Raw genomic sequence first — 24,395 nt, 5'->3', positions numbered from 1 at the left:
AATCGCGCCGGGGGCGAGCGTGCATCCGGGCCTCCGCGCTGGGGGATAATCGTCGTGGAGGCCTGACATGACCGAGACGAGCACCACCTCGACCGCGACGCTGAGACGTCTCGTTCCGCGCCTGTTCTCCCGCGCTCAGCCGGCCGGGGCCGTCGACGAGCTGCTCCGCACGGTGCGCACGAATCACCCCAAGGCCGACCTCACCATCCTCGAGCGGGCCTACGCGTCGGCCGAGAAGGCGCACGACGGCCAGAAGCGCCGCAGCGGCGAGCCGTACATCACGCACCCCCTGGCGGTCGCCCAGATCCTCGCCGAGCTCGGCCTCGGCTCGAAGGCCGTCGCTGCCGCGCTGCTGCACGACACGGTGGAGGACACCGACTACTCGCTCGACATGCTGCGCCACGACTTCGGCGACGAGGTCGCCATGCTCGTCGACGGCGTGACGAAGCTCGACAAGGTCAAGTACGGCGACAGCGCGCAGGCCGAGACCGTGCGCAAGATGATCGTCGCGATGTCGCGCGACATCCGCGTGCTCATCATCAAGCTCTGCGACCGGCTGCACAACGCCCGCACCTGGGGCTTCGTGCCCGCCGAGTCTGCTGCCCGCAAGGCCAAGGAGACGCTGGAGATCTACGCCCCGCTGGCGCACCGCCTTGGCATCCAGTCGATCAAGTGGGAGCTCGAGGACCTCTCGTTCGCGGTGCTCTACCCCAAGCTCTACGTCGAGATCGAGAACCTCGTCCGTCAGCGCACCCCGCAGCGCGAGGAGTACGTGCAGCAGGTCATCGACGCCGTCGGCGACGACCTCAAGTCGGGCAAGATCCGCGGCAAGGTCGTCGGGCGCCCGAAGCAGTACTACTCGATCTATCAGAAGATGATCGTGCGGGGCCGCGAGTTCGACGAGATCTACGACCTGGTGGGCATCCGTGTGCTGGTGAACACGGTGCGGGACTGCTACGCGGTGCTCGGCTCGATCCATGCGCGCTGGAACCCGATCCCGGGCCGCTTCAAGGACTACATCGCGACGCCGAAGTTCAACCTGTACCAGTCGCTGCACACCACGGTGATCGGCCCGGGCGGGCGGCCAGTCGAGATCCAGATCCGCACCACCGAGATGCACCAGCGCGCCGAGTTCGGTGTCGCGGCGCACTGGAAGTACAAGGAGCGGATGAACGGCGGCAAGTCCTCGTCGGCCGCCCCCACCGGCATGCCCGACACCGACATGGCCTGGCTCGCCCGCATCAGCGACTGGCAGGCCGAGACCGTCGACCCCGGCGAGTTCCTCGACTCGCTGCGCTTCGAGATCGGCGCGAAGGAGGTCTACGTCTTCACGCCCAAGGGCAAGGTGATCGGACTGCCCGCGGGCGCGACCCCGGTCGACTTCGCCTACGCCGTGCACACCGAGGTGGGGCACCGCACCATGGGCGCCAAGGTGAACGGACGGCTCGTGCCGCTGGACTCCACCCTGGGTTCGGGCGACGTGGTCGAGGTGTTCACCTCGAAGAACCCCGACTCCGGCCCCTCCCAGGACTGGCTGAGCTTCGTTCAGAGCCCGCGGGCGCGCAACAAGATCCGCCAGTGGTTCACGAAGGAGCGGCGAGACGAGGCCATCGAGCAGGGCCGCGACGCCATCGCCCGGGCGATGCGCAAGCAGAACCTGCCGCTGCAGAAGCTGATGAGCCAGGACTCGATCGCCGACGTGGCCTCGCAGCTGCACTACGACAACGTGTCGGGCCTGTACGCGGCCATCGGTGAGGGGCACATCTCGACCCAGTCGGTGATCGAGAAGGTGCTCGCCTCGCTGCAGACCGAGGTCGAGAGCGACGACTCCGACGTCGACGTGTTCGTCGGCAACCGCCCGCGGGTGACGCACAGCGACTCCGGCGTGCTGGTGCGCGGCGCCCCCGACATCCTGGTGAAGCTCGCCAAGTGCTGCACCCCCGTGCCTGGCGACCCGATCGTCGGCTTCGTGACGCGCGGCTCCGGTGTCTCGGTGCACCAGTCGGATTGCCACAACGTGGCGTCGCTGCTGAACGAGCCCGAGCGCATGATCGACGTGGAATGGGCGCCGTCGTCCAAGAGCGTCTTCCTGGTGCAGATCCAGGTCGAGGCGCTCGACCGCTCCGGGCTGCTCTCCGACGTCACGCGGGTGCTGTCGGAGCATCACGTCAACATCCTCTCCGCCTCGGTCAACACCTCGAGCGATCGCCTCGCGATCAGCCGCTTCGTCTTCGAGATGGGTGACACCACGCACCTCGACCGCGTGCTGAACGCGGTGCGACGCATCGACGCCGTCTACGACGTCTATCGCGTCAGCGGCGGCTGAGCGAACGCCCGCCGACGCGTCGGGTGCTCTCCTGGCGTCACGCAGTCCCGGCGTCGGGCGCCGTCCGGCGTGGGCGGGTTCAGAGCTCCAGGGCCCCCAGGCGGTCGAGGGCGCGCTGCTTGTGCGGCAGGTGCGGTGAGCGGTGCAGAACGGCTTCGGCCCGCTCGCGGCCGCGGGGCTGCATCAGCAGCAGGGTGACGACCGCGCTGCGGTGCCGCCGGTCGAAGCGGCCGTCGGGCTGCAGGCGCAGCAGGTCGAGTGCCGTGCGGAGTGGCGTCGTGCTGAGCACGCCCCGTACGAGCAGCAGCTCGTCGGGCCGGAGCACCGCCTGCCTCACCGTCCACGCGACGTTCGGCCCCACGCGCACCCGGTGATCGCTGCGCAGGCAGAGCTCCAGCGGGGCGGGTGGTGCCGCCCACGCCCCGTGCAGCCAGGCCGCCGTGCGTCGCTCCACCACGAGGCCCGCGGGCAGCCGGGGCACCAGGGCCAGCGCCCTCAGCTCGCGCGCTCCGCGCAGGTCGACCGTTCGGGCGATGTCGGTGGGCGAGAAGCGGTCGCCCACTCCGACGAGCTCGCCGTCGAGGCGCGCGGCGTGGAGTTCGGCCAGCGGGAGTTCGGCGGTGCCGAGGAGGAAGGGCAGCGAAGGTGGCATGGCCCGATGGTGCCAGGGACGCCAGAAGGCCGGGTCGCGCATCCGGAATCTGTGGATGAACGACCCGGGCTTCGTGCCGGTGGAGGAGGAGATCAGCCCAGGGAGGATCAGCCCAGTGAGGTTCAGCCCAGGGCGTCGAGCCAGACCTTGCGCGCGTCGAGCGCCTCCTGCAGCTCGGCGGCCTTCTTCGTGTCGCCGGCCGACTTCGCGTCGTCGATCTCGCGCTGCAGCTTCTCGATGGCGCCGGTCAGCTGCGAGGCGAGACCCTCGCTGCGGGCCTTCTTCTCGGGGTTGTTGCGGCTCCAGTGCTCCTCGTCGAGCTTGCGCACGGCGGTCTCGACCCGGCGCAGGCGGTCTTCGACCGTCTTGACCTGCTCGCGCGGCACCTTGCCGATCTCGTCCCAGCGACGCTGGATCGAGATCAGGGCCTCGCGCGCCTTGGTGCGGTCGGTCTCCTTCAGCAGGGGCTCGGCCTCCTCGAGGAGAGCGAGCTTCGCGGTGAGGTTCTCGCCGAACTCGGACTCGTCGCGGGCGGCGACCTCGCTGCGGGCGGAGTACAGCACGTCACCGGCGGCCTTGAACCTGTCCCAGAGCGCGTCGTCGTACTTCTTGCCGGCGCGCCCGGTGGCCTTCCACTGCGCGAGCAGGTCGCGATAGGCGGGGATGCCGTCGGAGCCGCGCGCCTCGAGCGCCTCGGCCTGCTCGACGAGCGCCTGCTTGCGCGTGCGCGCGTCGCGGTGCACCTGGTCGAGCTCGGCGAAGAACGCCTTGCGCTGCGTCTCGAGCGTGGTGCGGGCCTCACGGAAGCGCTTCCACAGCTCGCCGGCCTCGGCGCGGGGGAGCCGCGGGCCCTCCTGCTGGTGCTTCTGCCAGCGGCCGAAGAGCTCGTCGATCTGCGCGGTCACGTTCTTCCACTGCGCCTTGGCCGGGTCGTGGCCCGCGAGGGTCTCGATCTCGATGACGATCGCGGTGCGGTCGAGGATGGCCTGATCGACCAGCGCCTTGTCTTCGGCCGACTGCTTCTCGGTGATCTCGGAGACCGTCGACTGCAGCGCCTCGACGCGCTTCTGCAGGGCCGCGAGGTCGCCGACGGCGTTGGCCGAGGCGAGCGAGGCCGAGAGCGTCTTGACGGTCTTCGCGATGTCGGCCGCCGGAGCGCCGCGCTTGGCGCGCTGCTCGAGCAGCGTCACCTGCCCGGCGAGGTCGGTGAACTTTCGCTCGAAGTAGCGAAGCGCCTCTTCTTTGCTGCCATCGGGATACTGGCCGACGAGACGCTCGCCCTCGGCCTCACGGACGTAGACGGAGCCGTCGTCGTCGACTCGCCCCCACGGGTGCTGATCTGAATCGGTCACGGAACCATCCTGTCGACGATGTCTGGAGTACGGCCACAAGCCTAGAGCACGGGACGCCCCGAGCACCGGCCGTGCTGGGCTACTGGACGGTGACGTCGGTGATGACGGCCGCCGCCGCCGGCTTGCCGTCGGGCGCGCCGTCGACGGCACCGGCCGCGATCACCGAGGAGTCGAGCTGGTCGAGCCCCGAGGTGACCTGCCCGAGCACGGTGTAGCCGCCCGCGGCGTCGGACGGGATCGTCGAGTCGTCGTAGACGATGAAGAACTGGCTGCCCATGCTGTAGCCGTTGCCGCCCTGACGGGCCATGGCGAGCGTGCCGGCGGGGTAGACGTCGTCGGCCGGGGCGTTCTCGACCGGGCCGTAGCTGTAGCCTGGGCCGCCGGTGCCCGTGCCGGTCGGGTCGCCGCACTGCAGCACGAAGATGCCGCTCGTGGTGAGGCGGTGGCAGGAGGTGCCGGTGAAGAAGCCCGACTGCGCCTGCGCGATGAAGGCCGAGACCGCCTGGGGCGCCGCGGCCCCGTCGAGCGTGATGCCGAGCGGGATGTCGTTGATCGTCATCGTGCCGGTCCAGTCGCGGCCCTCGGCGAGGCTCGTGGGCGGGACGTCGCCGGTGTTCTGGCCCTCCGCGGCGTCGTCGCCGTCGGCGGGGGCATCGGTCGCGGCCGGTGTCGCGGTGGGGGCCGAGGAGGCGGCGGGCGCGCCTGGGCCGCCGCTGAAGTAGAACAGCTGCGCGGCCGTGACGCCGGCGATCAGAACGACGACCACGACCGCCGCGATCACGTTGTCGCGGGTGCGTCGGCGGATGCGCTCGGTGTGCGCCTGCTGCCGAGCCTGGTACTCGCGCAGACGGGTGCGGGCCTCACGAGCAGCACGCTCCTGATTGCTGGGTGCCACAGGTCCTCCAGTGTCGTCGTTCCGCCGGGCGCTGTCGGCCCATCACAGTACCCTAGACGCATGGCTCTTCAGCAACCGGGACTCCACTCCGGGGCGGTCCCTCTTGCGGTGCGAATGCGCCCGAGAAGCCTCGACGAAGTGGCCGGTCAGCGCCACCTCCTCCGGCCGGGTTCCCCCCTCGTCAACCTCGCGACCGACCGCACCGGGGCCGCGGGTTCCGTGTCGGTCATCCTCTGGGGTCCTCCCGGCACCGGCAAGACCACGCTCGCGCAGGCGATCGCGCACTCCTCGGGCCGCAAGTTCGTCGAGCTCTCGGCCGTCACCGCCGGTGTGAAAGACGTCCGGCAGGTGATGGAGGACGCGTTCCGCAACCGCGATCTCTACGGCCTCTCGACCGTGCTCTTCCTCGACGAGATCCACCGCTTCACCAAGGCCCAGCAAGACGCGCTGCTGCCCGGTGTCGAGAACGGCTGGGTCATCCTGGTCGCCGCGACCACCGAGAACCCCTCCTTCTCCGTCATCTCCCCGCTGCTGTCGCGCTCGCTCCTGCTCACCCTCGAGCAGCTCACCGACGACGACCTCGGTGTGCTCATCGATCGTGCGGTGACGGATGCGCGGGGGCTCGCCGGCACGGTCGAGCTCGACCCCGAGGCGCGGGCCGCCATCATCCGCATGGCCTCGGGTGACGCCCGCCGTGCCCTCACCGCGCTCGAGGCGTCGGCCGGCACGGCGCTGGCGGCCGCGGAGGGGGCGGGAGCCGCGGGCCACGACGGAGACGAGGGCGACGACGAGGACGACGACGATCGCGAGGGCGACGAGCATCCGCTGCCCGTCATCACCCCCGAGGTGCTCGAGCAGTCGGTCGACCGGGCGCTGCTGCGCTACGACCGCAACGGCGACGAGCACTACGACGTGATCAGCGCGTTCATCAAGTCAGTGCGCGGCAGCGACGTCGACGCCTCGCTGCATTACCTGGCTCGCATGTTCGAGGCGGGGGAGGACCCGCGGTTCATCGCGCGTCGGGTGATCATCCTCGCCGCGGAGGACATCGGCATCGCCGACCCGCAAGCCCTGCCCATCGCGGTGGCCGCGGCCGAGGCCGTGCAGATGATCGGCATGCCCGAGGGGCGGCTGCCGCTCGCCGAGGCCGTGGTGTACCTCGCCACCGCGCCGAAGTCGAACGCGGCCTACATGGGCATCAACGCCGCGATCGCCGACGTCAAGGCCGGCAACTTCGGGCGGGTGCCCAAGCACCTGCGCGACGCGCACTACGCGGGCGCCAAGCGCCTCGGCCACGGCAAGGGCTACAAGTACCCGCACGACAGCGACGTGGGGGTCGTGAAGCAGCAGTACCTGCCCGACGAGCTGACCGGCAAGGTCTACTACGACCCCACCGATCACGGCCACGAGCGGGAGGTCTCGGCGCGGCTCGCGAAACTCCGCGACATCACGCGGGGAACGCAGGGCTGACGGCATCCGCTGTGCTATTCTCGTAGACGCCTAATCAGCGTCATTTCGGAGCGGCTGCCGATCGATGTTCGATAACGGGGCCGCGTTCTTTAGCCGAACCGCCCGGCACACACCCTCTTACTTGGAATCCTGTGGATTCACTCGCGTGCATCGGTGCGCAATTCATCTTGTAAGAATCTCTACGAAAGGACGTAAGTGGCTACCAAGTCGCGTACGCGCAGCAAGACCCGCCTCTCGCGGGCACTCGGCATCCCCCTCACCCCGAAGGCGGCCAAGTACCTCGAGAAGCGCCCCTACGCTCCCGGTGAGCACGGCCGCACCAAGCGCAAGCAGGACAGCGACTACGCCGTCCGTCTGCGCGAGAAGCAGCGTCTGCGCGCCCAGTACGGCATCCGCGAGAAGCAGCTGACCATCGCCTTCGAAGAGGCCCGCCGCGCGAAGGGCCTGACCGGTGAGAACCTGGTCGAGCTCCTCGAGATGCGCCTCGACGCCCTCGTGCTGCGTGCCGGCTTCGCCCGCACCACCGCGCAGGCCCGTCAGATGGTCGTGCACCGTCACATCCTCGTCGACGGCCAGCTCGTCGACCGCCCCTCCTTCCGCGTGAAGCCGGGCCAGATGATCCACGTCAAGCAGCGCTCCGAGGGCACCGAGCCCTTCCAGGTCGCCGCCGCCGGTGGTCACATCGACCTGCTCCCGAAGACCCCGGCCTACCTCGAGGTCGAGCTCGACAAGCTCCAGGCGCGCCTCGTCGCCCGCCCGAAGCGCGCGCAGGTCCCCGTGACCTGCGAGGTCCAGCTCGTGGTCGAGTACTACTCGGGCCGCTAGCAGCACGAGTCACGACATACTAGAGAGCGGGTCGCCCACAGGGTGGCCCGCTCTCGTCGTATCCGGCCCCGCCCGGGTCGCTTTCCTGAAGGAGTCACCGTGACCGGTGGAGATATCGCAGGCCTGATCGCCGCCGGAGTGTTCGCCGTGCTGGTCGGCCTGATCGCCGTGCCCCTGCTGAAGCTCGGCGGCGTGTTCGATCAGACCCGCGACTCCATCAAAGACGTCAGCGACGGCATCACGCCGATCCTCGCCGAGTCGACGGTGACCGTGCAGGAGGCGAACAAGCAGCTCGCCCGGGTCGACGTCATCACCCGGAACGTCGAGGAGGTGACGGGCAACGTCACGTCGCTCGTCGCGCTGTTCGCGGCATCGGTGGGCGGGCCCCTGATCCGCCTCGCCGGCTTCAGCGCCGCGGTGCGCGCCGGCCTCACGAGCCTCCGGGCCGCGAAGGAGGCCGACGACGTCGTCTCCGACAAGAAGCCGTCGAAGAAGCGCTCGTCGACGTCCGGCTCCAAGAAGAAGCGCTAGCCCGCGTCTGCACCCCGCACGGGGGAGTTGTGGTCGGGGGAGCGCGCCGATAGTTTTCTCGACGGGGCAGGCGGGGGACGCCGGCTCTGCTCGGGCAGCACCGCTCGTCGACCCGGGGAGACCACGTGCCTCTGCACCTGCGCGCCGCGCGAATCCGCCGAACCATCGCGGGAACCCTGCTGATCACAGCGTTGCTGGGCGGGATGCTCGGCGGCGCAGGAGCGGCGGTGGCGTCGACTCCCACACCGACTCCCACGCCCACGTCGACGGCCGCTCCGGCACCGGTGGCCACCTCCACTCCGTCTCCGTCTCCGACGCCGGTGCCGTCGACGGCACCGGCAACCACCCCGGCACCCACGGCGACGCCGACCGCGGCGCCGACGCCGACGTCTGCGCCGACGCCGACGTCTGCGCCGACACCGACTGCTGCGCCGACACCTCAGCCCACGCCTACGAAGACACCAGCGCCTTCGAAGACACCCGCGCCGACGCCGACGCCGGCAGCGACGGAGCCCCCGGCCCAGCGCGCCGCAGCGCTGGGCAGCATCTCCGGTGTCGTCCGCAACGCGGGCACCGGCGCAGTGATCCCGAACACCTTCGTCTCCGCTTCGCAGCGCAACGGAACGGGGTTCTGGGGATACACCTACACCGATGCGCAGGGTGCCTACCGCATCGACTCGGTGCCGACCGGGGACTACGTCCTCTCCTTCCAGAACCAGCCCTCCTACGTCAACGAGTACTGGAACGACACGACCGACTTCCTCTCGGCGACGCTCCTCCGGGTGGACGGCTCGGACGTGACCGGCATCGACGCCGGCCTCGTGCGCACGGGTGCCGTGAGCGGCACGGTGACCGACGCATCCACGGGCCGGCCCCTGGCGGGCGTCAGCGTGCAAGCCCGACCGAAAAGCGGCAGCTACACCTTCGGGCAGACCGCCGTCACCGACGCCGCCGGGGCGTACCGGATCACCGGTGTCGCCCCGGGTGCGACGACTCTCTCCTTCGACGCGTCGGCCGAGTCCGCGTACATCGACGAGTGGTGGAACGACCGGGCATCCCAGAGCGAGGCCACGTTCTTCACCGTCTCGAGCGGCAAGACCACCGTCGGCCGTGACGCCGCCCTGGCACCGGGCGGCAGCATCAGCGGCACGATCAAGGGCACCGGAGGTGTCCCGCTGCAGTACGTCAGCGTGCAGGTCGTGAACCCCGACGGCAGCATCGTCGGCTGGGCCAACACGAACGCCGCGGGTTCCTACGTCATCGGCGGGCTCCGTTCGGGCAGCTATCTCCTCGGCGTCAACCTGTCCCCGTCTGCGGACTACACCCCGCAGTGGTGGAAGGGGAAGCCGACCCGCGAGACCGCGACGCCGATCGCGGTCACCGCCGGCCAGGCTGTGACGAAGCGGGACATCACCCTCACCCGCGGCGCGACCGTGAGCGGCACGGTGACATCCGCGACCACCGGCGCCCCGCTGTCGATGGTGACGGTCTCGGCCGTCGACGCCTCCGGCTTCAGCTCGAAGAGCGGCTACACCGACGCCGGCGGCGCATACACGATCACCGGTCTCCCGGCCGGAAGCTACTCGTTCAAGTTCGCCCCGAGCTCCGTCGCCGACAGCGCCGCCTACGCCTACCAGTGGAGCGGTGGTGCCGGCCTCCGCTCAGCCGCGACGACCACCACGGTCGCCACCTCCCAGGTCGTGACCGGCGTGAACGCATCCCTGACGAAGGGTGGCTCGATCTCAGGCATCGTGAAGGATGCACAGACGCTCGTGCCCCTGCCCCAGGCCAACGTGAACGTCTACGACGCCGATGGAGCGTATGCCGGTTACACCTACACCTCGGGCAAGGGCGCCTACACCGTGCGCTCCCTCCCAGCGGGCACCTACCGCATCTCGTTCAGCACCCTCGACGACCACGCACTGCAGTGGTGGAGCGGCAAGTCGATGCTCAGCAATGCGAACCCCTCGGCACTGCCCGCCGGTGGCGCGCTGACCGGGCGCAACGCGCTGCTGAAGACCTCAGGCACCGTCGCCGGGCGGGTGACGGATGCGGCCGGCGCCCCGATCAAGGGCATCTGGGTCACCGGCTGGCTGTTCGACTCGACCGGCACCGCGGCCGCGTCGAGCACCACCACCGACGCCGACGGCCGGTACACCCTGCTCGGTCTCCCGCCGGGTCAGGTGAAGATCGGCTTCAGCGACCACCACTGGACCGAGCCCAGTACGAAGGGACGCTATGTCGACACCTTCTGGTCGGGCGCGGCGAGCGTCGACACCGGTACCCCGGTCACGGTGACCGGCGGGGGCGTCGTACCCGATGTCTCGACGTCGATGACCCTCCGGCCCAAGCCCTTCACGACCAGCCCCGTCCCGACGATCACGGGCACCGCGGCCGTCGGCAGCATCCTGAAGGCGGTCACCACGGGCTGGTCGCCCGCCCCGGCGTTCGGCTACCAGTGGCTGTGCTCCGGGACCCCGATCCCGGGAGCGACGGCATCCTCCTACCGCCTGGTCAAGGCCGACGCGGGAGCCACGGTCTCGGTCGCCGTGACGGGCACCCTGACCGGGTACACGACGACGACCCGAACCAGCTCCGTGACCGCCGCGGTGCTGGCCAAGCTCAGCGCGACGCCGACCCCGATCATCAGCGGGGTGCCGTCCGTCGGCACGACGCTGACGGCGCAGCCGGGTGCCTGGGCCCCCGCACCCGTCGCACTGAGCTACCAGTGGCTTCGCGACGGCGTGCCGCTGACCGGCAAGGTGAAGTCGGTGTACCTGCTGAGCACCGCCGACACCGGGCACAGCATCTCCGTCGCCGTCACCGGCACGAAGCAGGGCTACGCCATCGTGACCCAGACGTCATCGCCCGTCGCCATCCGCGCAGCAGGCTGATCGGCGGCCTTCGCGACCGCCGCCGGACCGGCGGGCTAAGCTTGACGAAGGCTTGAACGGTCGCCGTCGTGCGCCCGGAACGAACGAGGAGAACGCAATGAAGAAGATCCTGTGGCTCGTCATCGGCATCGGCGTGGGTTTCGCCGTCGCCCACCAGGTGAACCAGACCAAGAGCGGCAAGGAGTTCTTCTCCGAGCTCGACCGCAAGACCAAGGAGTTCAGCGACTCACTCGTCGACGGCTACCGCGAGCGCGAGGCCGAGCTCCGCGACGCCATCTCCGGCGCCGGGGACGCGCTCTCCAAGTAGCCGGGCACGGGGTCCGGCAGCTCGCCGGTGCCCGCCTGCCGATCCGAACTCCGCGCCGATCCGAACCGGGAACACCACTTCACCCATGCTCACCGCTGACATCCGCAACCGCTGGCTCGACTTCTTCGGCGATCGCGGCCACACCGTCGTGCCGTCCGCCTCGCTCGTCAGCGACGATCCGTCGCTGCTGTTCACCGTCGCCGGCATGGTGCCGTTCATCCCGTACCTGTCGGGGCTGGTGCCCGCACCGTACCCGCGCGCCACGAGCGTGCAGAAGTGCATCCGCACCCTCGACATCGAGGAGGTCGGCAAGACCACCCGGCACGGCACCTTCTTCCAGATGAACGGCAACTTCTCGTTCGGCGACTACTTCAAGGAGGGCGCGATCGGGTACGCCTGGGAGCTGCTCACCACGCCCGAGTCCGAGGGCGGCCTGGGCCTCGCCGAGCGCGACCTCTGGGTCACCGTCTACGAGGACGACGACGAGGCGATCGACATCTGGAAGCGGGTGGCAGGGGTTCCGGATGCACGCATCCAGCGCTTCGGCAAGGAGGACAACTACTGGTCCACCGGCCAGCCCGGTCCGGCCGGGCCCTGCTCGGAGATCTACTTCGACCGCGGCCCCGCCTACGGTGCCGAGGGCGGCCCCGCTGCCGACGAGAACCGCTACATCGAGATCTGGAACCTCGTGTTCATGCAGTACCTCCGCGGCGAGGGCACCTCCAAGACCGAGTTCGAGATCCTCGGCGAGCTGCCGCGCAAGAACATCGACACCGGCATGGGCCTCGAGCGCGTCGCCTTCCTCAAGCAGGGCGTCGAGCACCTCTACGAGATCGACCAGGTGCGCCCGGTGCTCGACCGCGCCGCCGAGATCTCGGGCCGACGCTACGGCGCCGACCACGACGACGACGTGCGGATGCGCGTGGTCGCCGATCACGTGCGCTCCGCCCTGATGCTGATGAGCGACGGCGTCACGCCCGCCAACGACGGCCGCGGCTACGTGCTGCGGCGCCTGCTCCGGCGCACGGTGCGCTCGATGCGCCTGCTCGGCGTCGACACCGCGACCATGCCCGAGCTGCTGACCGCCTCGCGCGATGCGATGAAGGCGGCCTATCCCGAGGTCGAGACCGACTTCTCGCGCATCTCGCGCGGTGCGTACGCCGAGGAGGAGTCCTTCCTCCGCACGCTCACCGGCGGCACGACCATCCTCGACACCGCGGTCGCCGCGGTGAAGCAGAAGGCGGCCTCGGGCACCGACGCCGCGCCCGTGCTCGCCGGCGACACCGCCTTCCTGCTGCACGACACCTACGGCTTCCCGATCGACCTCACCCTCGAGATCGCCGAGGAGTCCGGCCTCGCCGTCGACCGCGTCGCGTTCGAGTCGCTGATGGCCGAGCAGAAGCAGCGCGCCAAGGCCGACGCCAAGGCGAAGAAGCTCGGCATCACCGACCTCACCGTGTACAGCCAGTTCCGCGCCCTCGGCGAGACCGTGTTCCGCGGCTACGACGAGCTCGAGGCGGAGTCGCCGGTGCTCGGCCTGATCGTCGACGGCGTCTCGGTGACGTCGGCCGTCGCGGGGGAGCAGGTCGAGGTCATCCTCGCCGAGACCGCCCTCTACGCGGAGTCGGGCGGCCAGGAGGCCGACGCCGGAACGATCATCGGCGACGGCTTCGAGCTGACCGTGCTCGACGTGCAGAAGCCGGTGAAGGGGCTGATCAGCCACCGCGTCGAGGTCACCAGCGGCCAGGTGGCCGTCGGCGACCAGGCGCGCTCGGTGGTCGACCCCTCGTGGCGCCGCGGTGCCACGCAGGCCCACTCGGCGACGCACCTCATCCACGCGGCGCTGCGTCAGACGCTGGGCGAGGAGGCCCACCAGGCCGGCTCGTACAACAAGGCCGGCTACATGCGGCTCGACTTCTCGTGGAACCAGCCGCTCTCGGCCGCGACCCGCACCGAGATCGAGGAGATCGCCAACACCGCCATCCGCGACGACCTGCAGGTCGTCACCCGCGAACTGCCGCTCGACGAGGCCCGTTCGATGGGCGCCATGGCACTGTTCGGCGAGAAGTACGGCGAGGTGGTGCGCATGGTCGACATCGGCGGCCCGTGGTCGCGCGAGCTCTGCGCCGGCACCCACGTCTCCACCAGCGCGCAGATCGGCCTGATCAACCTGCAGGGCGAGTCGTCGATCGGCTCGGCCAACCGTCGCGTCGAGGCGCTCGTCGGTCTCGAGGCGTTCCGCGAGTTCGCCGCCGAGCGGGCGCTCGTGTCGCAGCTGACCTCGTCGCTGAAGGCACCGCGCGACGAGATCGCGACGCGCGTCGCCGACCTGGCTGCGAACCTCAAGGCGGCCGAGAAGAAGATCGCCGCGTTCGAGGCCTCGCAGCTGTCGACGCGCATCCCGGCCCTCGCCGCCGCCGCGCGTCCGGCCGGCGCCGTGTCGCTGGTGGCTGCCGACCTCGGTGAGCTGCGCTCGCCCGACGACGTGCGCCAGCTCGCCTCCGGCGTGCGCGAGGCCCTCGTGGCCGGCGGGTCCGCCGCCGCTGTCGTCGCCCTCGCCGCTGCCGTGAACGGCAAGCCCGTCGTGATCGTGGCCACCACCGACGGCGCCCGCGCGGCCGGCGTCAAGGCCGGAGCCCTCGCCAAGATCGCCGCCGGCGTGCTCGGCGGTGGCGGAGGCGGCAAGGACGACCTGGCCCAGGGCGGCGGCACCGACGTCGGCGCCGTCCCCGCGGCGCTCGAGGCCATCGGCCGGGCAGTGACGGCCGGTTGAGCATGCGCAGCGGGGTGCGGGTCGGCGTCGACGTGGGCAGGGCCCGCATCGGTGTCGCCCGCACCGACCTGCACGGCATGCTCGCCACCCCGGTCGAGACCGTGCCCCGCACGGCTCCCGGCGAGGTGCCCGAGACCGGGCCGAGCGCCGACGTCGTTCGCATTCTGGACATCGCGGACGAGCTCGAGGCCCTCGAGTTCGTGGTCGGTCTGCCGCTGTCGATGAGCGGTGCCGAGACCGCCTCCACCCAGGATGCGCGGGACTTCGCCGCCCGTCTCGGCGCGGCATCGGGCCGCCCGGTGCGGATGATCGACGAGCGGCTCAGCACCGTCTCGGCCCAGGCCGCCCTGCACCGGAACGGCCGGAACACCAAGAGCTCCCGCCCCGTGATCGATCAGGTCGCCGCGGTTATACTCCTTCAACATGCCCTCGACAGCGAGCTTGCCACCGACAGACCCCCCGGCATCCTCCTCGACCCGAGTCAAGGAAAAGGCAGTGACTGACCGACAGCCCGCACAGGACCACCCGTTCGCCGAGTTCTTCCGACAGGAGCCGGCGACGCCGCCGAGCCCCGCGGAATCGCCCCGGCGGGCCGCCCGACAGGCCGCGACACCGACGTCCGCGAGCCCCGGCGCCGCAGCCCCGGCGGAGCCGGCACCCGCGACCCGCGCGTCGATGAACCGCTCCTCGACCCGCACCGCCGACGACGACGTCGAGCACGTGGGCATCGAGCACTTCGGGCTCGGCGGCGACGACGCCCACCCCGGCGGCCCGGGCTCCGGGTCCGGCGGCTCCGGCCGCACGGGCGGCGGCAGCGGCGGCTCCGGCGGAGGGCAGGGCGGCTCCGGCGGCGGGCGCCGCTCCTCCGGTGGCGGGCGCCCCCCGCGCGAACGGCGTCGACGCCGCTGGGTGACCCCGATGATCGTGCTCGTCGTCATCCTCGGCCTGATCGCCGGTGCCGGCGTCTTCGTCTGGAACGTCTTCGGGGAGCAGGTGCAGAGCCTGATCGCCGGCAGCCCCTCCGCCGACGACTACCAGGGCTCCGGTGAGGGCGAGGTGATGTTCGTCGTCAACGACGGCGACGTCGGCGAGACCATCGGCGACAACCTCGCCGAGGCGGGCGTGATCGCCAGCTCCCGCGCCTTCTACGAGCTGCTGCTCGACCAGGACCCGGCGCCCGTCTTCCAGGCCGGCACCTTCCGGCTGGCCGAGAAGATGAGCGCCCAGTCCGCGCTCGACGCGCTGCAGAACCCCGACGCGAAGGTCGATTTCACGGTGACCATCCCCGAGGGCTCCAGCGCCAAGGGCATCTACCAGGAGCTCGCCGACGTCACGGGCATCCCGATCGAGGAGTTCCAGGCCGTCGGCGCGAACTACGCCGCACTCGGAGTACCGGCGAACGCCCCGACCATCGAGGGCTTCCTCTTCCCGGCGACCTACGTCTTCCAGCCCGGCGAGACCGCGACCGACATGATCACCACCATGGTGAACCGCAGCTTCCAGTCGCTGGATGCCGCCGGCGTCGCCCCCGACGACCGCCTGCGGGTGCTCTCGCTGGCCGCGTTGATCCAGAAGGAGGCCGGCAGCGTCGAGGACATGGCGAAGGTCTCCCGCGTCTTCACCAACCGCCTCGACCAGGGCTGGAACATGGAGTCCGACGCCACGGTGGCCTACGGCGCCGGCCACAGCCGGGTCGAGACCACCCAGGCCGAGCGCGAAGACCCGAACAACATCTACAACACCTACTACTACCCGGGTCTCCCGGCCGGCCCGATCTCGAACCCGGGCGACGACGCGATCAACGCGGCGCTGCACCCGGCCGACGGCCCGTGGATGTTCTTCGTGACGGTCGACCTCGACACCGGCGAGACGGTCTTCTCGACCACCGCCGACGAGCACGCCGCCGCCGTGGAGCGCCTGCAGGCCTGGTGGGCCGCCCACCCCGACGTGGAGTAGCCGGCACCGTGTCCGAGACCTTCGTGGGCGACGAGGCCGACGGCCGGCCGCGTGAGCGGCGGCTCGGCGTTCTCGGCTCGCCGATCGCGCACTCGCGGTCGCCGCTGCTGCACCGCACCGCCTATCGCGCATTGGGGCTGCCCTGGCACTATGACGCGCACGAGGTGACGACGGATGCGCTGCCGGCGTTCATCGACGGCCTCACGGCCGAGTGGCGCGGCCTCTCGCTCACCATGCCGCTGAAGGAGACGATCCGGCCGCTGCTGACGAGTGTCGACGCGGTGGCCGAGGCCAGCGGAGCCGTGAACACCGTGCTCGTCACCGAGCACGACGGGCGGCGCGAGCTCGGTGGCTTCAACACCGACGTGCACGGCATCCGAGAGGCCCTGGAGCGCGCCGGAGTGGCCGACGTGCGCCGCGTGATGATCGTGGGGGCCGGCGCGACCGCCCGCTCGGCCGCCGTCGCAGTCGCCCAGCTCGGCGCCGAGCACGCCGACATCGTGCTGCGGAGCCCCGGCAAGGCCGGCTCCGTCGTCGAGGCGGCGCGCGCCGCCGGGCTCAGCACCGAGGTCGTGGCTCTGCACGATCCGGGGATGCGGCTGATCGAGCCCGACCTGACGATCAGCACGCTGCCCGGCGGGGTCGGGGTGGGCGTGAACTTCGTCGACGCCGCGGCGCCGCGCAGCTCGAGCATCCTGGACGTGGCCTACCACCCGTGGCCGAGCGAGCTCGCGACGATCTGGCAGGAGGCCGGCAGCCTCGCGGTGCCCGGGCTCGCGATGCTCGTGCACCAGGCGGTCGGCCAGATCCGGGTGTTCGTGCACGGCGACCCGCTGGTGGCGCTCGACGGCGAGGAGCGCATCCTCGCGGCCCTGCTCGACGCGGTGGGGCTCGACGCGGCGGGGCGACTGCGCGACTGAGCCACCGGGACGACCCCGCCGAGAGGCCCACCGGCGACCGGGCTGAGCTGAGGAGTCCTCCGTCTGTGGGAGGATCGTAACCATGCTTCGTTGGCTCACCGCCGGGGAGTCCCACGGTCAAGAACTCGTCGCGATCGTCGAGGGTCTTCCGTCCGGCATCCCCGTCACACTCGATCAGCTCCGCACCGACCTCGCTCGGCGGAAGCTCGGCTACGGCCGTGGCGCCCGCATGAAGTTCGAGCAGGACGAGCTCGCGATGACCGGCGGCGTCGTGCACGGCCGCACCCTCGGCAGCCCGGTCGCCGTGCGCATCGGCAACACCGAGTGGCCTAAATGGACCGAGGTGATGGGCGTCGAGCCCCTCGACGAGGAGCTCCCCGGCCGCGGCCGCAGCGCCCCGCTCACCCGCCCCCGCCCGGGTCACGCCGACCTGGTCGGCATGCAGAAGTACGACTTCGACGAGGCCCGCCCCATCCTCGAGCGGGCGAGCGCCCGGGAGACGGCCGCCCGCGTCGCGCTCGGCGCCATCGCCCGCGCCTTCCTCGGCGAGCTCGGCATCACCCTCGTCAGCCACACCCTCTCCATCGGGCCGGTGCGGGTGCCCGAGGGTGCCGCGCTGCCGAAGCCCGGCGACGTCGACGCGCTCGACGCCGACCCGGTGCGCTGTTTCGACGCCGCCACGAGCGCGCTGATGGTCGCGGAGATCGACGACGCCCACAAGGAGGGCGACACCCTCGGCGGTGTCGTCGAGGTGCTCGCCTACGGGCTGCCACCGGGGCTCGGCTCGCACGTGCACTGGGACCGACGGCTCGACTCCAAGCTCGCGGCCGCGCTGATGGGCATCCAGGCCATCAAGGGCGTCGAGGTCGGCGACGGCTTCGAGACCACGAGGCGCCGCGGCTCGGCCGCGCACGACGAGCTGTACCGCGAGGGCGACGAGATCACGCGAGCCACCGACCGCGCGGGCGGCACCGAGGGCGGCATGTCCACGGGCACCGTGCTGCGCGTGCGCGCCGGTATGAAGCCGATCGCGACCGTGCCGCACGCCCTGCACACGATCGACGTGACCACGGGGGAGGACGCGGCGGCGCACCATCAGCGCTCCGACGTCTGCGCCGTTCCGGCCGCCGGTGTCGTGGCCGAGGCCATGACCGCGCTGGTGCTGGCCGACGCCGTGCTCGAGAAGTTCGGCGGCGACTCGGTCGGCGAGACCCGCCGCAACCTCGAGGGCTACCTCGCCGCCATCCCCGAGGCGCTGCGCACCGGCATCGCCCGCGCATGAGGGTGGTGCTGATCGGCCCGCCGGCCTCGGGCAAGTCGCGCATCGGCAAGAAGCTGGCGCGGATGCTCGGCACCGGCTTCGTCGACACCGACCGCCTCGTGGTGAAGGAGCACGGACCGATCCCGGAGATCTTCGCGGAGCACGGGGAGGCCCACTTCCGCGCACTGGAGCGGGCGGCCGTGGTCACGGCGCTCGAAAGCGACGGCGTCGTCGCCTTCGGGGGAGGTGCGGTGCTCGATCCCGAGACGCAGCGCGACATCGATTCGTGGCCGGTCGTGCTGCTGACCGTGCATCCGGATGCCGTCGCCGGCCGCCTCGGCAACGGCAGACGGCCCACCGTGCCCGACGTCGAGACCTGGAAGGTCGTCTACGAGCGTCGCCGGGAGCTCTACGAGAGCCTCGCCGACCACACCGCCGACACGAGCTCGCAGCCCACCGAGAAGGTCGCCGCCGAGATCATGGAGTGGCTCGGCAGCGCCGACGCCGCGAACGTCACGAAGCAGAAGGAGATCGAGCGATGAGCGCCGAGCCCACCGTCATCCCCGTCATCGGAGAGAACGGCTACGACGTGCTCGTCGGCCGCGGCATCCTGGGGCGGGTCGCCGAGGGCTTCGGCCCCGGGGTGAAGAAGGTGCTGATCGTGCATCCGCCGACCCTCGGCCAGGCGGCCGCGAGCCTGCGCGAGAGTCTGCTCGACCGCTACGAGGTGCTGCTGGCCGAGATCCCGGATGCGGAGGCCGGCAAGCGCATCGAGGTCGCCTCATTCTGCTGGCAGGTGCTCGGGCAGGCCGACTTCACCCGCACGGATGCGGTGGTCGGCTTCGGCGGAGGCGCCGTCACCGACCTGGCCGGGTTCGTCGCCGCGACCTGGCTGCGCGGCGTCACCCTCGTGCAGGTGCCCACCACGCTGCTCGGCATGGTCGACGCGGCCGTGGGCGGCAAGACCGGCATCAACACCAACGAGGGCAAGAACCTCGTGGGCGCCTTCTACGCGCCGTCGCTCGTGGTCGAAGACCTGGACACGCTCGCCCCGCTGCCGCGGAACGAGATGCTCGCCGGCTTCGGGGAGGTCGTGAAGTGCGGGTTCATCGCCGAGCCCGAGATCCTCGACATCATCGAGGCCGACGTCGACAAGGCCACCGACCCCACCTCCGACGAGCTGCGGCGGCTGATCGAGCTGTCGGTCGCCGTCAAGGCGCGGGTCGTGAGCTCGGACTTCAAGGAGGCCGGGCTCCGCGAGATCCTCAACTACGGGCACACCCTCGGCCACGCGATCGAGCACGCCGAGCGGTACCAGTGGCGGCACGGCGCGGCGGTGGCCGTCGGCATGATGTTCGCGGCCGAGCTCGGCCGCCTCACCGGATCGCTGTCGGACGAGGTCGTCGACCGGCACCGGCGCATCCTGACCTCGCTGACGCTGCCGACCGAGTACCCGGCCGGGCGCTGGCAGACGCTGCTCGCCACGATGCAGCGCGACAAGAAGTCGCGCGGCGGGATGCTGCGGTTCATCGTGCTCGACGACCTGGCGCGGCCCTCGGTGCTCGCCGGGCCCGAGACCTCCCTGCTGTTCGCCGCGTACCAAGAGATCGCCTCCTAGGAGCTCGCATGTCGTCTGTCCTCGTCCTCAACGGCCCGAACCTCGGGCGTCTCGGCAGCCGCGAACCCGACGTGTACGGGTCGCAGGACCTCGACTCGCTCCGGCAGCTGCTCGAGACCGACGCGGCCGGGCGGCTCTCGATCGACCTGCGGCAGACCAACGACGAGGCCGAGTTGGTGTCGTGGCTGTACGAGGCCGTCGACACGGCGACCCCGGTCATCCTGAACCCGGCGGCGTTCACGCACTACTCGTACGCGCTGCGGGATGCGGCCGCCCTCGTGACGAAGGCCGGGGTGCCGCTGATCGAGGTGCACATCTCGAACCCGCACGCACGCGAGACGTTCCGGCACACGAGCGTGATCTCGGGGATCGCGACCGGGGTGATCGCGGGGTTCGGGTTCGGGTCGTACCGGCTCGCGCTCGCGTCGCTGCTCTGGCGCTGACCGCGCGGGCCCGAGCGGTCGCAGAGGCGGACCCGGTACACTCTTCGAGGACCTTCGCGACCGACATGCCGGTCGCAACACCTTCTTCGAAACGGATTCCCCCCTCCATGGCTTCAACGAACGACATCAAGAACGGCACCGTGCTGGACATCGACGGCCAGCTCTGGAACGTGATCGAGTTCCAGCACGTCAAGCCGGGCAAGGGCGGCGCCTTCGTGCGCACCAAGATCAAGAACGTGCGCACCGGCAAGCTCGTCGACCGCACCTTCAACGCCGGCGCTAAGATCGAGACGGCCAACGTCGACCGTCGCGACTTCCAGTACCTGTACAAGGACGGCGAGGACTTCGTGTTCATGGACACGAGCGACTACGACCAGATCACCATCCCCGGCACGATCGTCGGCGACGCCGCCAACTTCCTGCTCGAGCAGCAGACCGCGACCATCGCTCTCACCGACGGCGAGCCGCTCTACGTCGAGCTCCCCGCCTCGGTCGTGCTCGAGATCACCTACACCGAGCCGGGCCTGCAGGGCGACCGCTCGACCGGTGGCACCAAGCCGGCCACCGTCGAGACCGGCTACCAGATCAACGTCCCGCTGTTCCTCGAGATCGGCACCAAGGTCAAGGTCGACACCCGCACGGGCGACTACCTCGGCCGGGTCAACTAGGCCCCGTCGTTGAGCGCACGCACGAAGGCCCGCAAGCGGGCCCTCGACATCCTCTACGCCGCCGACGTGCGGCAGATCCCGATCACCGAGGCCCTCGCGGCCGAGGCGGGCCGGGCCGCGAGCGAGCCCGACCGGCAGAACTCGTGGCTGTACGCCCGTGAGATCGTCGACGGCGTCGTCGACCGCTTCAGCGAGATCGACGAGACCATCGAGAGCTACGCCCAAGGCTGGACGATCGCGCGCATGCCGACGATCGACCGCGCGCTGCTGCGTATCGGCGTCTGGGAGATCCTCTACAACGACGAGGTGCCCGCGGGCGTCGCGATCGCCGAGGCGGTCGAGCTCGCCAAGACGCTCTCGACCGACGACTCGGGCGGCTTCGTGAACGGCGTGCTCGGCAAGGTGGCCCAGGCGGCCTAGCCCGCCCCGGGGATGCGCATGCGACGGTTCGTGCCCGGGGTCGTGCTCACCGTCGTCTCCGTCGTGCTGGGCGGATGCACCACGGCCGGCGCACCGACGTCGGCCCCGTCCCCGACCGGGGACACCTCGGCTGCCGGGCCGGAGGTGTGGGGGAGCGTGGCGTTCTGGACCTCTCCCGAGGGCGACCTCTCGCTGTGTCCGGCTCCGTTCATCGATCCGGGCTGGGGCGGTCCGTCGGTCTGCGATGATCCACTTGAGGTCGACGGGGTGGATGCCGCCGAGCTCGCGATGTCGTCGCCTCAGTCCAGCGCCGGCGAGGACGACGGATGGACCTGGTCCGCCCACGTCGTGACGGGGTCGCTCGCCGGAAACCGCTTCAGGGTGACCGGCATCGACACGCGGGAGGCGATCGCCCTGCAAGACGCCGCCTCGGCACCGCCCGTCCCCTCCGAGCCGCAGCCGAGCTACTCGACCGACGAGGAGAAGTCGGCGGCGCTGTTCGCGCAGGCCGATCCGGAGCAGTACGGCTGTGCGGAACCCGAGGGCGGATGGCGCGATGCCGGCGACCTCGAGGGACTGATCGGCCCGTACACCGCCGGCTATCCGGGTCAAGTCGTCGGCTGGGCGCCGCTCGGGGTCGCCGACGGTGTGAGCGTCGCCCTGATCGGCGCAGCGGCTGACGCCGACCTCGACGCCGTGCGTACCGGCATGCAAAAGCTCTTCCCCGACGCGGCCTGCATCGTGACCTCATCGGTCTCGGCGATCGAGCTGCAGAGCGCTCTCGACGAGCCGTTGTTCGGCCCCGACCCGTACGTCGCGCGCTCGAGCACGGATGCCGCTGGTCGTACCACGGCCGATCCCTACCTCGCGATCTTCCGCACGGCCCCGAGCGACGAGCTCGACGCCGCGATCGCGCGGTACCCCGCCGGTATGGTGCTCCTGTGGACCTGGTTCCACCGGCTGCCCTGAGCGACCGGCTCAGGGCAGCCGAGGGTGGGGTCAGGCGCGGCGGCGGAGGCGGCGGGTGAGGTAGGCCGCGAGGGCTCCCGCGCCGACGAGGAACGTCGCGAGGGCGGCGAAGCCGGCCGCGTCGGAGCCCGTCGCCGCGAGCTCCGCGCCAGGAGTCGCGGGCGCCGCGCCGGGAGCGGGGGCCCCGGGAGCGGGCGCGGGCGCCGGGGCGGGGGCGGTCGACGTCGGGTCGGGGATCGGCGTCGGCACGGCGTCGGAGGTGACGGCGAAGGCCGTCGTGGTGCCCGAGACCTCGTTGCCGACGAGGAGCATCGGGGCGCCGGTGGGGGAGTCGGCGGCCGGGACGAAGGCGAGGCCCTCGGGGCCGAGGTCGCCCGATGCCGCGAGTGCCTCCGGGGACGCGGACGGGTCGGCCACCGAGAAGTCGCGGTTGTTGACGTACGTGACGAACTGCGTCGCAGCCGGGTCGGTGATGTCGTAGACCATCACGCCGCCGACGCGTTCGAGGCCGATGAAGGCATAGCGGCGTCCGTCCACCTCGCCGAGGGCGAGGCCCTCGGGCTCCGGCCCCTTGTCGTCGCTGCGGGAGTCGAACGCGACCTCGGTGTGGTCGGAGTTGAAGGCGCCCTCCGGCAGGTCGGCCGCGGTGATCTCCTCGAAGTCCGAGCCCGAGTCGAACACCTGCTGCCCGTCCGACGACCAGATCGAGAACGAGCGTCCGCCAAAGGCGTAGAGGGACGAGTAGCAGCCGGCGGCCTCGTCGAAGCCGTCGGCAGTGGTGACCTTGAGGCGGCCGAGCTGCGCGTCCGTGACGAACGGCGCCAGCGGGGCGCAGACGTCGAGGTCCTCGACCCGCGCCTCCTCCGAGTAGCCCTCCCAGTCGCGGCTGTCGCCCTCGTTCGCCGAGACCACGTAGCTCTCCCCGCCGACGGTGTAACTGCCGATCGCGTCGGGTTGGTACAGACCGCGCACCGGCCAGGTGGTGATGTCCACCGCATCGTCCTTGTCGGAGGCGTCGAACGGCGTGACCGAGAAGTCCTGGTAGCCGAGCGCGTGGATGTCGGTGACCGTCGCCGAGGCGATGTCGACGACGGCGATGGCGTTCGCCTCCTGCAGCGACACGTACGCCGTGCCGCCGGAGACGGTGACGTACTCGGGCTCGAGGTTCTCGGAGACGGGGTTCACGGCGCCGACGCGCACGCCGAAGACACGCACGCCCTCGGGCAGCGGCTTCGACCCGCCCGCCTCGAAGTCGTGGAAGCCGGCGCTCCGCACGGCCGACTGGGTGGGCGCGGTCACGGTCGAGGGAACCGCCACGATCGACACGGTGCCCTCCGGGTCGGCGCTGTAGTCGTCGGCGGGCTCGCCCTCGTTCGCCACCAGCGCGGTGGCGCCGTCGGGGGAGAACGTCACCATGTCGGGCAGGGCGCCGACGCGCACGGCCCCGAGCGCGGTGCCGGTGCCGGCCGCGTCGAAGAACACCAGCCAGCCGTCGGCCGTCTTCGGGTCGGCCTCGACGGCGAGCGCCACCAGCCCGTCGGCGCGCACGGCGACCGAGTTGGCGACGGCGGTGGCCGGGACGGTGGAGCCGTCTGCGGCGACCACACCGGCGGTGGAGAGGTCGAACATCCGCTCGGGCGCCGAAGGGTCGGAGAGGTCGAGCACCTGGGCCACACCGGCCTGCGCGTTCACCACGAAGGCGCGCTTGGTCCCGCCGTGGAACTGCACGATCTCGGCGGCGCTCTCGTCGAACACCCCGGTCGAGAAGCTGCCCAGCGGGTTCAGGCCGATCGCCGCGTCCGAGGCCGAGGCGACGATGGGGGAGAACGGTGCGGTGGGGTCGGTGTCGAGGACGGCGTTGGCTGCGGCGGGCCCGAAGGCGACCCCCGCGACGATCGTGCAGGTGGCCAGCGTGGTGCTGGCCAGGGCGGTGAAGGCGGCGCGGCGGCGCATGGGGCTCCTCGGGAGGGGTCTCGGCGTTCGGATGCCCCAGCCGACCGCATCCGTGTGAACGACGGGTGACGCGGGCGTGAACGGGACGATCCGCAGCACTGTCACGAAGGCCCTATGATGAGGATAGCTCGAGCCTGCGATCGGCTGGAGCGGACTGCTAGA

General features: G+C 71.0%; 21 protein-coding genes. 17 read left to right on the top strand and 4 right to left on the bottom strand.

What is annotated here, in order from left to right:
* Positions 1 to 67: 67 nt before the first annotated feature.
* Positions 68 to 2,326: a RelA/SpoT family protein gene (locus BJ984_RS13365; protein WP_173181059.1), complete on the top strand. Its 2,259-nt coding sequence runs from the start codon at positions 68 to 70 to the stop codon at positions 2,324 to 2,326.
* 79 nt (positions 2,327 to 2,405) lie between these two features.
* On the opposite strand, the gene BJ984_RS13360 is transcribed toward BJ984_RS13365, so the two are convergent.
* The 3 genes from BJ984_RS13360 to BJ984_RS13350 form a co-directional block, all read right to left on the bottom strand.
* Positions 2,406 to 2,978: a hypothetical protein gene (locus BJ984_RS13360; protein WP_179548434.1), complete on the bottom strand. Its 573-nt coding sequence runs from the start codon at positions 2,976 to 2,978 to the stop codon at positions 2,406 to 2,408.
* Positions 2,979 to 3,100: 122 nt separating this feature from the next.
* On the bottom strand, positions 3,101 to 4,330 hold the full coding sequence (locus BJ984_RS13355; RefSeq protein ID WP_179548433.1) for a DUF349 domain-containing protein: 1,230 nt from the start codon (positions 4,328 to 4,330) through the stop codon (positions 3,101 to 3,103).
* Positions 4,331 to 4,409: 79 nt separating this feature from the next.
* A complete protein-coding gene (locus tag BJ984_RS13350; protein WP_179548432.1) occupies positions 4,410 to 5,225 on the bottom strand; it encodes a peptidylprolyl isomerase in 816 nt (271 codons plus the stop codon).
* 60 nt (positions 5,226 to 5,285) lie between these two features.
* On the opposite strand from BJ984_RS13350, the gene BJ984_RS13345 reads away from it, so the two are divergent.
* From BJ984_RS13345 to BJ984_RS13270, 16 genes are all read left to right on the top strand, one after another.
* Positions 5,286 to 6,695, top strand: coding sequence for a replication-associated recombination protein A (locus BJ984_RS13345; RefSeq protein WP_179548431.1), 1,410 nt, complete (start codon positions 5,286 to 5,288; stop codon positions 6,693 to 6,695).
* A gap of 195 nt (positions 6,696 to 6,890) precedes the next feature.
* Entirely contained in the window at positions 6,891 to 7,520 is a 630-nt protein-coding gene (gene rpsD, locus BJ984_RS13340; RefSeq protein ID WP_173181055.1) for a 30S ribosomal protein S4, read from the top strand.
* A 99-nt stretch (positions 7,521 to 7,619) separates the two neighbouring features.
* Positions 7,620 to 8,051: a DUF948 domain-containing protein gene (locus tag BJ984_RS13335; protein WP_179548430.1), complete on the top strand. Its 432-nt coding sequence runs from the start codon at positions 7,620 to 7,622 to the stop codon at positions 8,049 to 8,051.
* 581 nt (positions 8,052 to 8,632) lie between these two features.
* Complete coding sequence (locus tag BJ984_RS13330; protein ID WP_179548429.1) at positions 8,633 to 10,945, top strand: MSCRAMM family protein; 2,313 nt, start codon at positions 8,633 to 8,635, stop codon at positions 10,943 to 10,945.
* A gap of 97 nt (positions 10,946 to 11,042) precedes the next feature.
* A complete protein-coding gene (locus BJ984_RS13325) occupies positions 11,043 to 11,252 on the top strand; it encodes a hypothetical protein (protein ID WP_173181052.1) in 210 nt (69 codons plus the stop codon).
* Positions 11,253 to 11,337: 85 nt separating this feature from the next.
* Positions 11,338 to 14,025, top strand: coding sequence for an alanine--tRNA ligase (gene alaS, locus BJ984_RS13320; protein ID WP_179548428.1), 2,688 nt, complete (start codon positions 11,338 to 11,340; stop codon positions 14,023 to 14,025).
* A 2-nt stretch (positions 14,026 to 14,027) separates the two neighbouring features.
* A complete protein-coding gene (gene ruvX / locus BJ984_RS13315; protein ID WP_179549463.1) occupies positions 14,028 to 14,528 on the top strand; it encodes a Holliday junction resolvase RuvX in 501 nt (166 codons plus the stop codon).
* A complete protein-coding gene (gene mltG / locus BJ984_RS19120) occupies positions 14,521 to 15,981 on the top strand; it encodes an endolytic transglycosylase MltG (protein WP_271206560.1) in 1,461 nt (486 codons plus the stop codon). The genes ruvX and mltG overlap by 8 nt, the downstream gene beginning before the upstream one ends.
* Before the next feature lie 8 nt (positions 15,982 to 15,989).
* Entirely contained in the window at positions 15,990 to 16,901 is a 912-nt protein-coding gene (locus BJ984_RS13305; protein ID WP_179548427.1) for a shikimate dehydrogenase family protein, read from the top strand.
* A gap of 82 nt (positions 16,902 to 16,983) precedes the next feature.
* On the top strand, positions 16,984 to 18,183 hold the full coding sequence (aroC, locus tag BJ984_RS13300) for a chorismate synthase (protein WP_179548426.1): 1,200 nt from the start codon (positions 16,984 to 16,986) through the stop codon (positions 18,181 to 18,183).
* Complete coding sequence (locus BJ984_RS13295) at positions 18,180 to 18,704, top strand: shikimate kinase (protein ID WP_179548425.1); 525 nt, start codon at positions 18,180 to 18,182, stop codon at positions 18,702 to 18,704. Before aroC ends, BJ984_RS13295 begins: the two co-directional genes overlap by 4 nt.
* Positions 18,701 to 19,780 (top strand): 3-dehydroquinate synthase, encoded by a 1,080-nt coding sequence (gene aroB, locus BJ984_RS13290; protein WP_179548424.1) that lies wholly within the window; start codon positions 18,701 to 18,703, stop codon positions 19,778 to 19,780. The genes BJ984_RS13295 and aroB overlap by 4 nt, the downstream gene beginning before the upstream one ends.
* A gap of 8 nt (positions 19,781 to 19,788) precedes the next feature.
* Positions 19,789 to 20,223 carry a type II 3-dehydroquinate dehydratase gene (locus BJ984_RS13285; protein ID WP_173181046.1) on the top strand — a complete coding sequence of 145 codons (435 nt, stop codon included), beginning with the start codon at positions 19,789 to 19,791 and terminating at the stop codon, positions 20,221 to 20,223.
* Between the two features lie 107 nt (positions 20,224 to 20,330).
* Positions 20,331 to 20,891, top strand: coding sequence for an elongation factor P (gene efp / locus BJ984_RS13280; RefSeq protein WP_173181045.1), 561 nt, complete (start codon positions 20,331 to 20,333; stop codon positions 20,889 to 20,891).
* Between the two features lie 9 nt (positions 20,892 to 20,900).
* Positions 20,901 to 21,311 carry a transcription antitermination factor NusB gene (gene nusB, locus BJ984_RS13275; RefSeq protein ID WP_173181044.1) on the top strand — a complete coding sequence of 137 codons (411 nt, stop codon included), beginning with the start codon at positions 20,901 to 20,903 and terminating at the stop codon, positions 21,309 to 21,311.
* Between the two features lie 18 nt (positions 21,312 to 21,329).
* A complete protein-coding gene (locus BJ984_RS13270; RefSeq protein ID WP_179548423.1) occupies positions 21,330 to 22,280 on the top strand; it encodes a hypothetical protein in 951 nt (316 codons plus the stop codon).
* A gap of 30 nt (positions 22,281 to 22,310) precedes the next feature.
* Here BJ984_RS13270 and BJ984_RS13265 read toward each other — a convergent pair whose 3' ends face one another.
* A complete protein-coding gene (locus BJ984_RS13265; protein WP_179548422.1) occupies positions 22,311 to 24,233 on the bottom strand; it encodes a choice-of-anchor I family protein in 1,923 nt (640 codons plus the stop codon).
* Between the last annotated feature and the right edge of the window lie 162 nt (positions 24,234 to 24,395).

The sequence above is a fragment of the Herbiconiux flava genome, from assembly GCF_013409865.1.
GTDB classification, from domain to species: domain Bacteria; phylum Actinomycetota; class Actinomycetes; order Actinomycetales; family Microbacteriaceae; genus Herbiconiux; species Herbiconiux flava.
Note: the sequence above shows the minus strand (reverse complement) of the source record. Positions and strands in the feature narration are given on the sequence as shown.

Coding starts and splice junctions, on each gene's coding strand:
- BJ984_RS13365 (WP_173181059.1), top strand. CDS start 68: ATGACCGAGACGAGCACCACCTCGACCGCGACGCTGAGACGTCTCGTT.
- BJ984_RS13360 (WP_179548434.1), bottom strand. CDS start 2,978: ATGCCACCTTCGCTGCCCTTCCTCCTCGGCACCGCCGAACTCCCGCTG.
- BJ984_RS13345 (WP_179548431.1), top strand. CDS start 5,286: ATGGCTCTTCAGCAACCGGGACTCCACTCCGGGGCGGTCCCTCTTGCG.
- BJ984_RS13325 (WP_173181052.1), top strand. CDS start 11,043: ATGAAGAAGATCCTGTGGCTCGTCATCGGCATCGGCGTGGGTTTCGCC.
- alaS (WP_179548428.1), top strand. CDS start 11,338: ATGCTCACCGCTGACATCCGCAACCGCTGGCTCGACTTCTTCGGCGAT.
- ruvX (WP_179549463.1), top strand. CDS start 14,028: ATGCGCAGCGGGGTGCGGGTCGGCGTCGACGTGGGCAGGGCCCGCATC.
- aroC (WP_179548426.1), top strand. CDS start 16,984: ATGCTTCGTTGGCTCACCGCCGGGGAGTCCCACGGTCAAGAACTCGTC.
- BJ984_RS13295 (WP_179548425.1), top strand. CDS start 18,180: ATGAGGGTGGTGCTGATCGGCCCGCCGGCCTCGGGCAAGTCGCGCATC.
- aroB (WP_179548424.1), top strand. CDS start 18,701: ATGAGCGCCGAGCCCACCGTCATCCCCGTCATCGGAGAGAACGGCTAC.
- BJ984_RS13285 (WP_173181046.1), top strand. CDS start 19,789: ATGTCGTCTGTCCTCGTCCTCAACGGCCCGAACCTCGGGCGTCTCGGC.
- efp (WP_173181045.1), top strand. CDS start 20,331: ATGGCTTCAACGAACGACATCAAGAACGGCACCGTGCTGGACATCGAC.
- BJ984_RS13270 (WP_179548423.1), top strand. CDS start 21,330: ATGCGACGGTTCGTGCCCGGGGTCGTGCTCACCGTCGTCTCCGTCGTG.
- BJ984_RS13265 (WP_179548422.1), bottom strand. CDS start 24,233: ATGCGCCGCCGCGCCGCCTTCACCGCCCTGGCCAGCACCACGCTGGCC.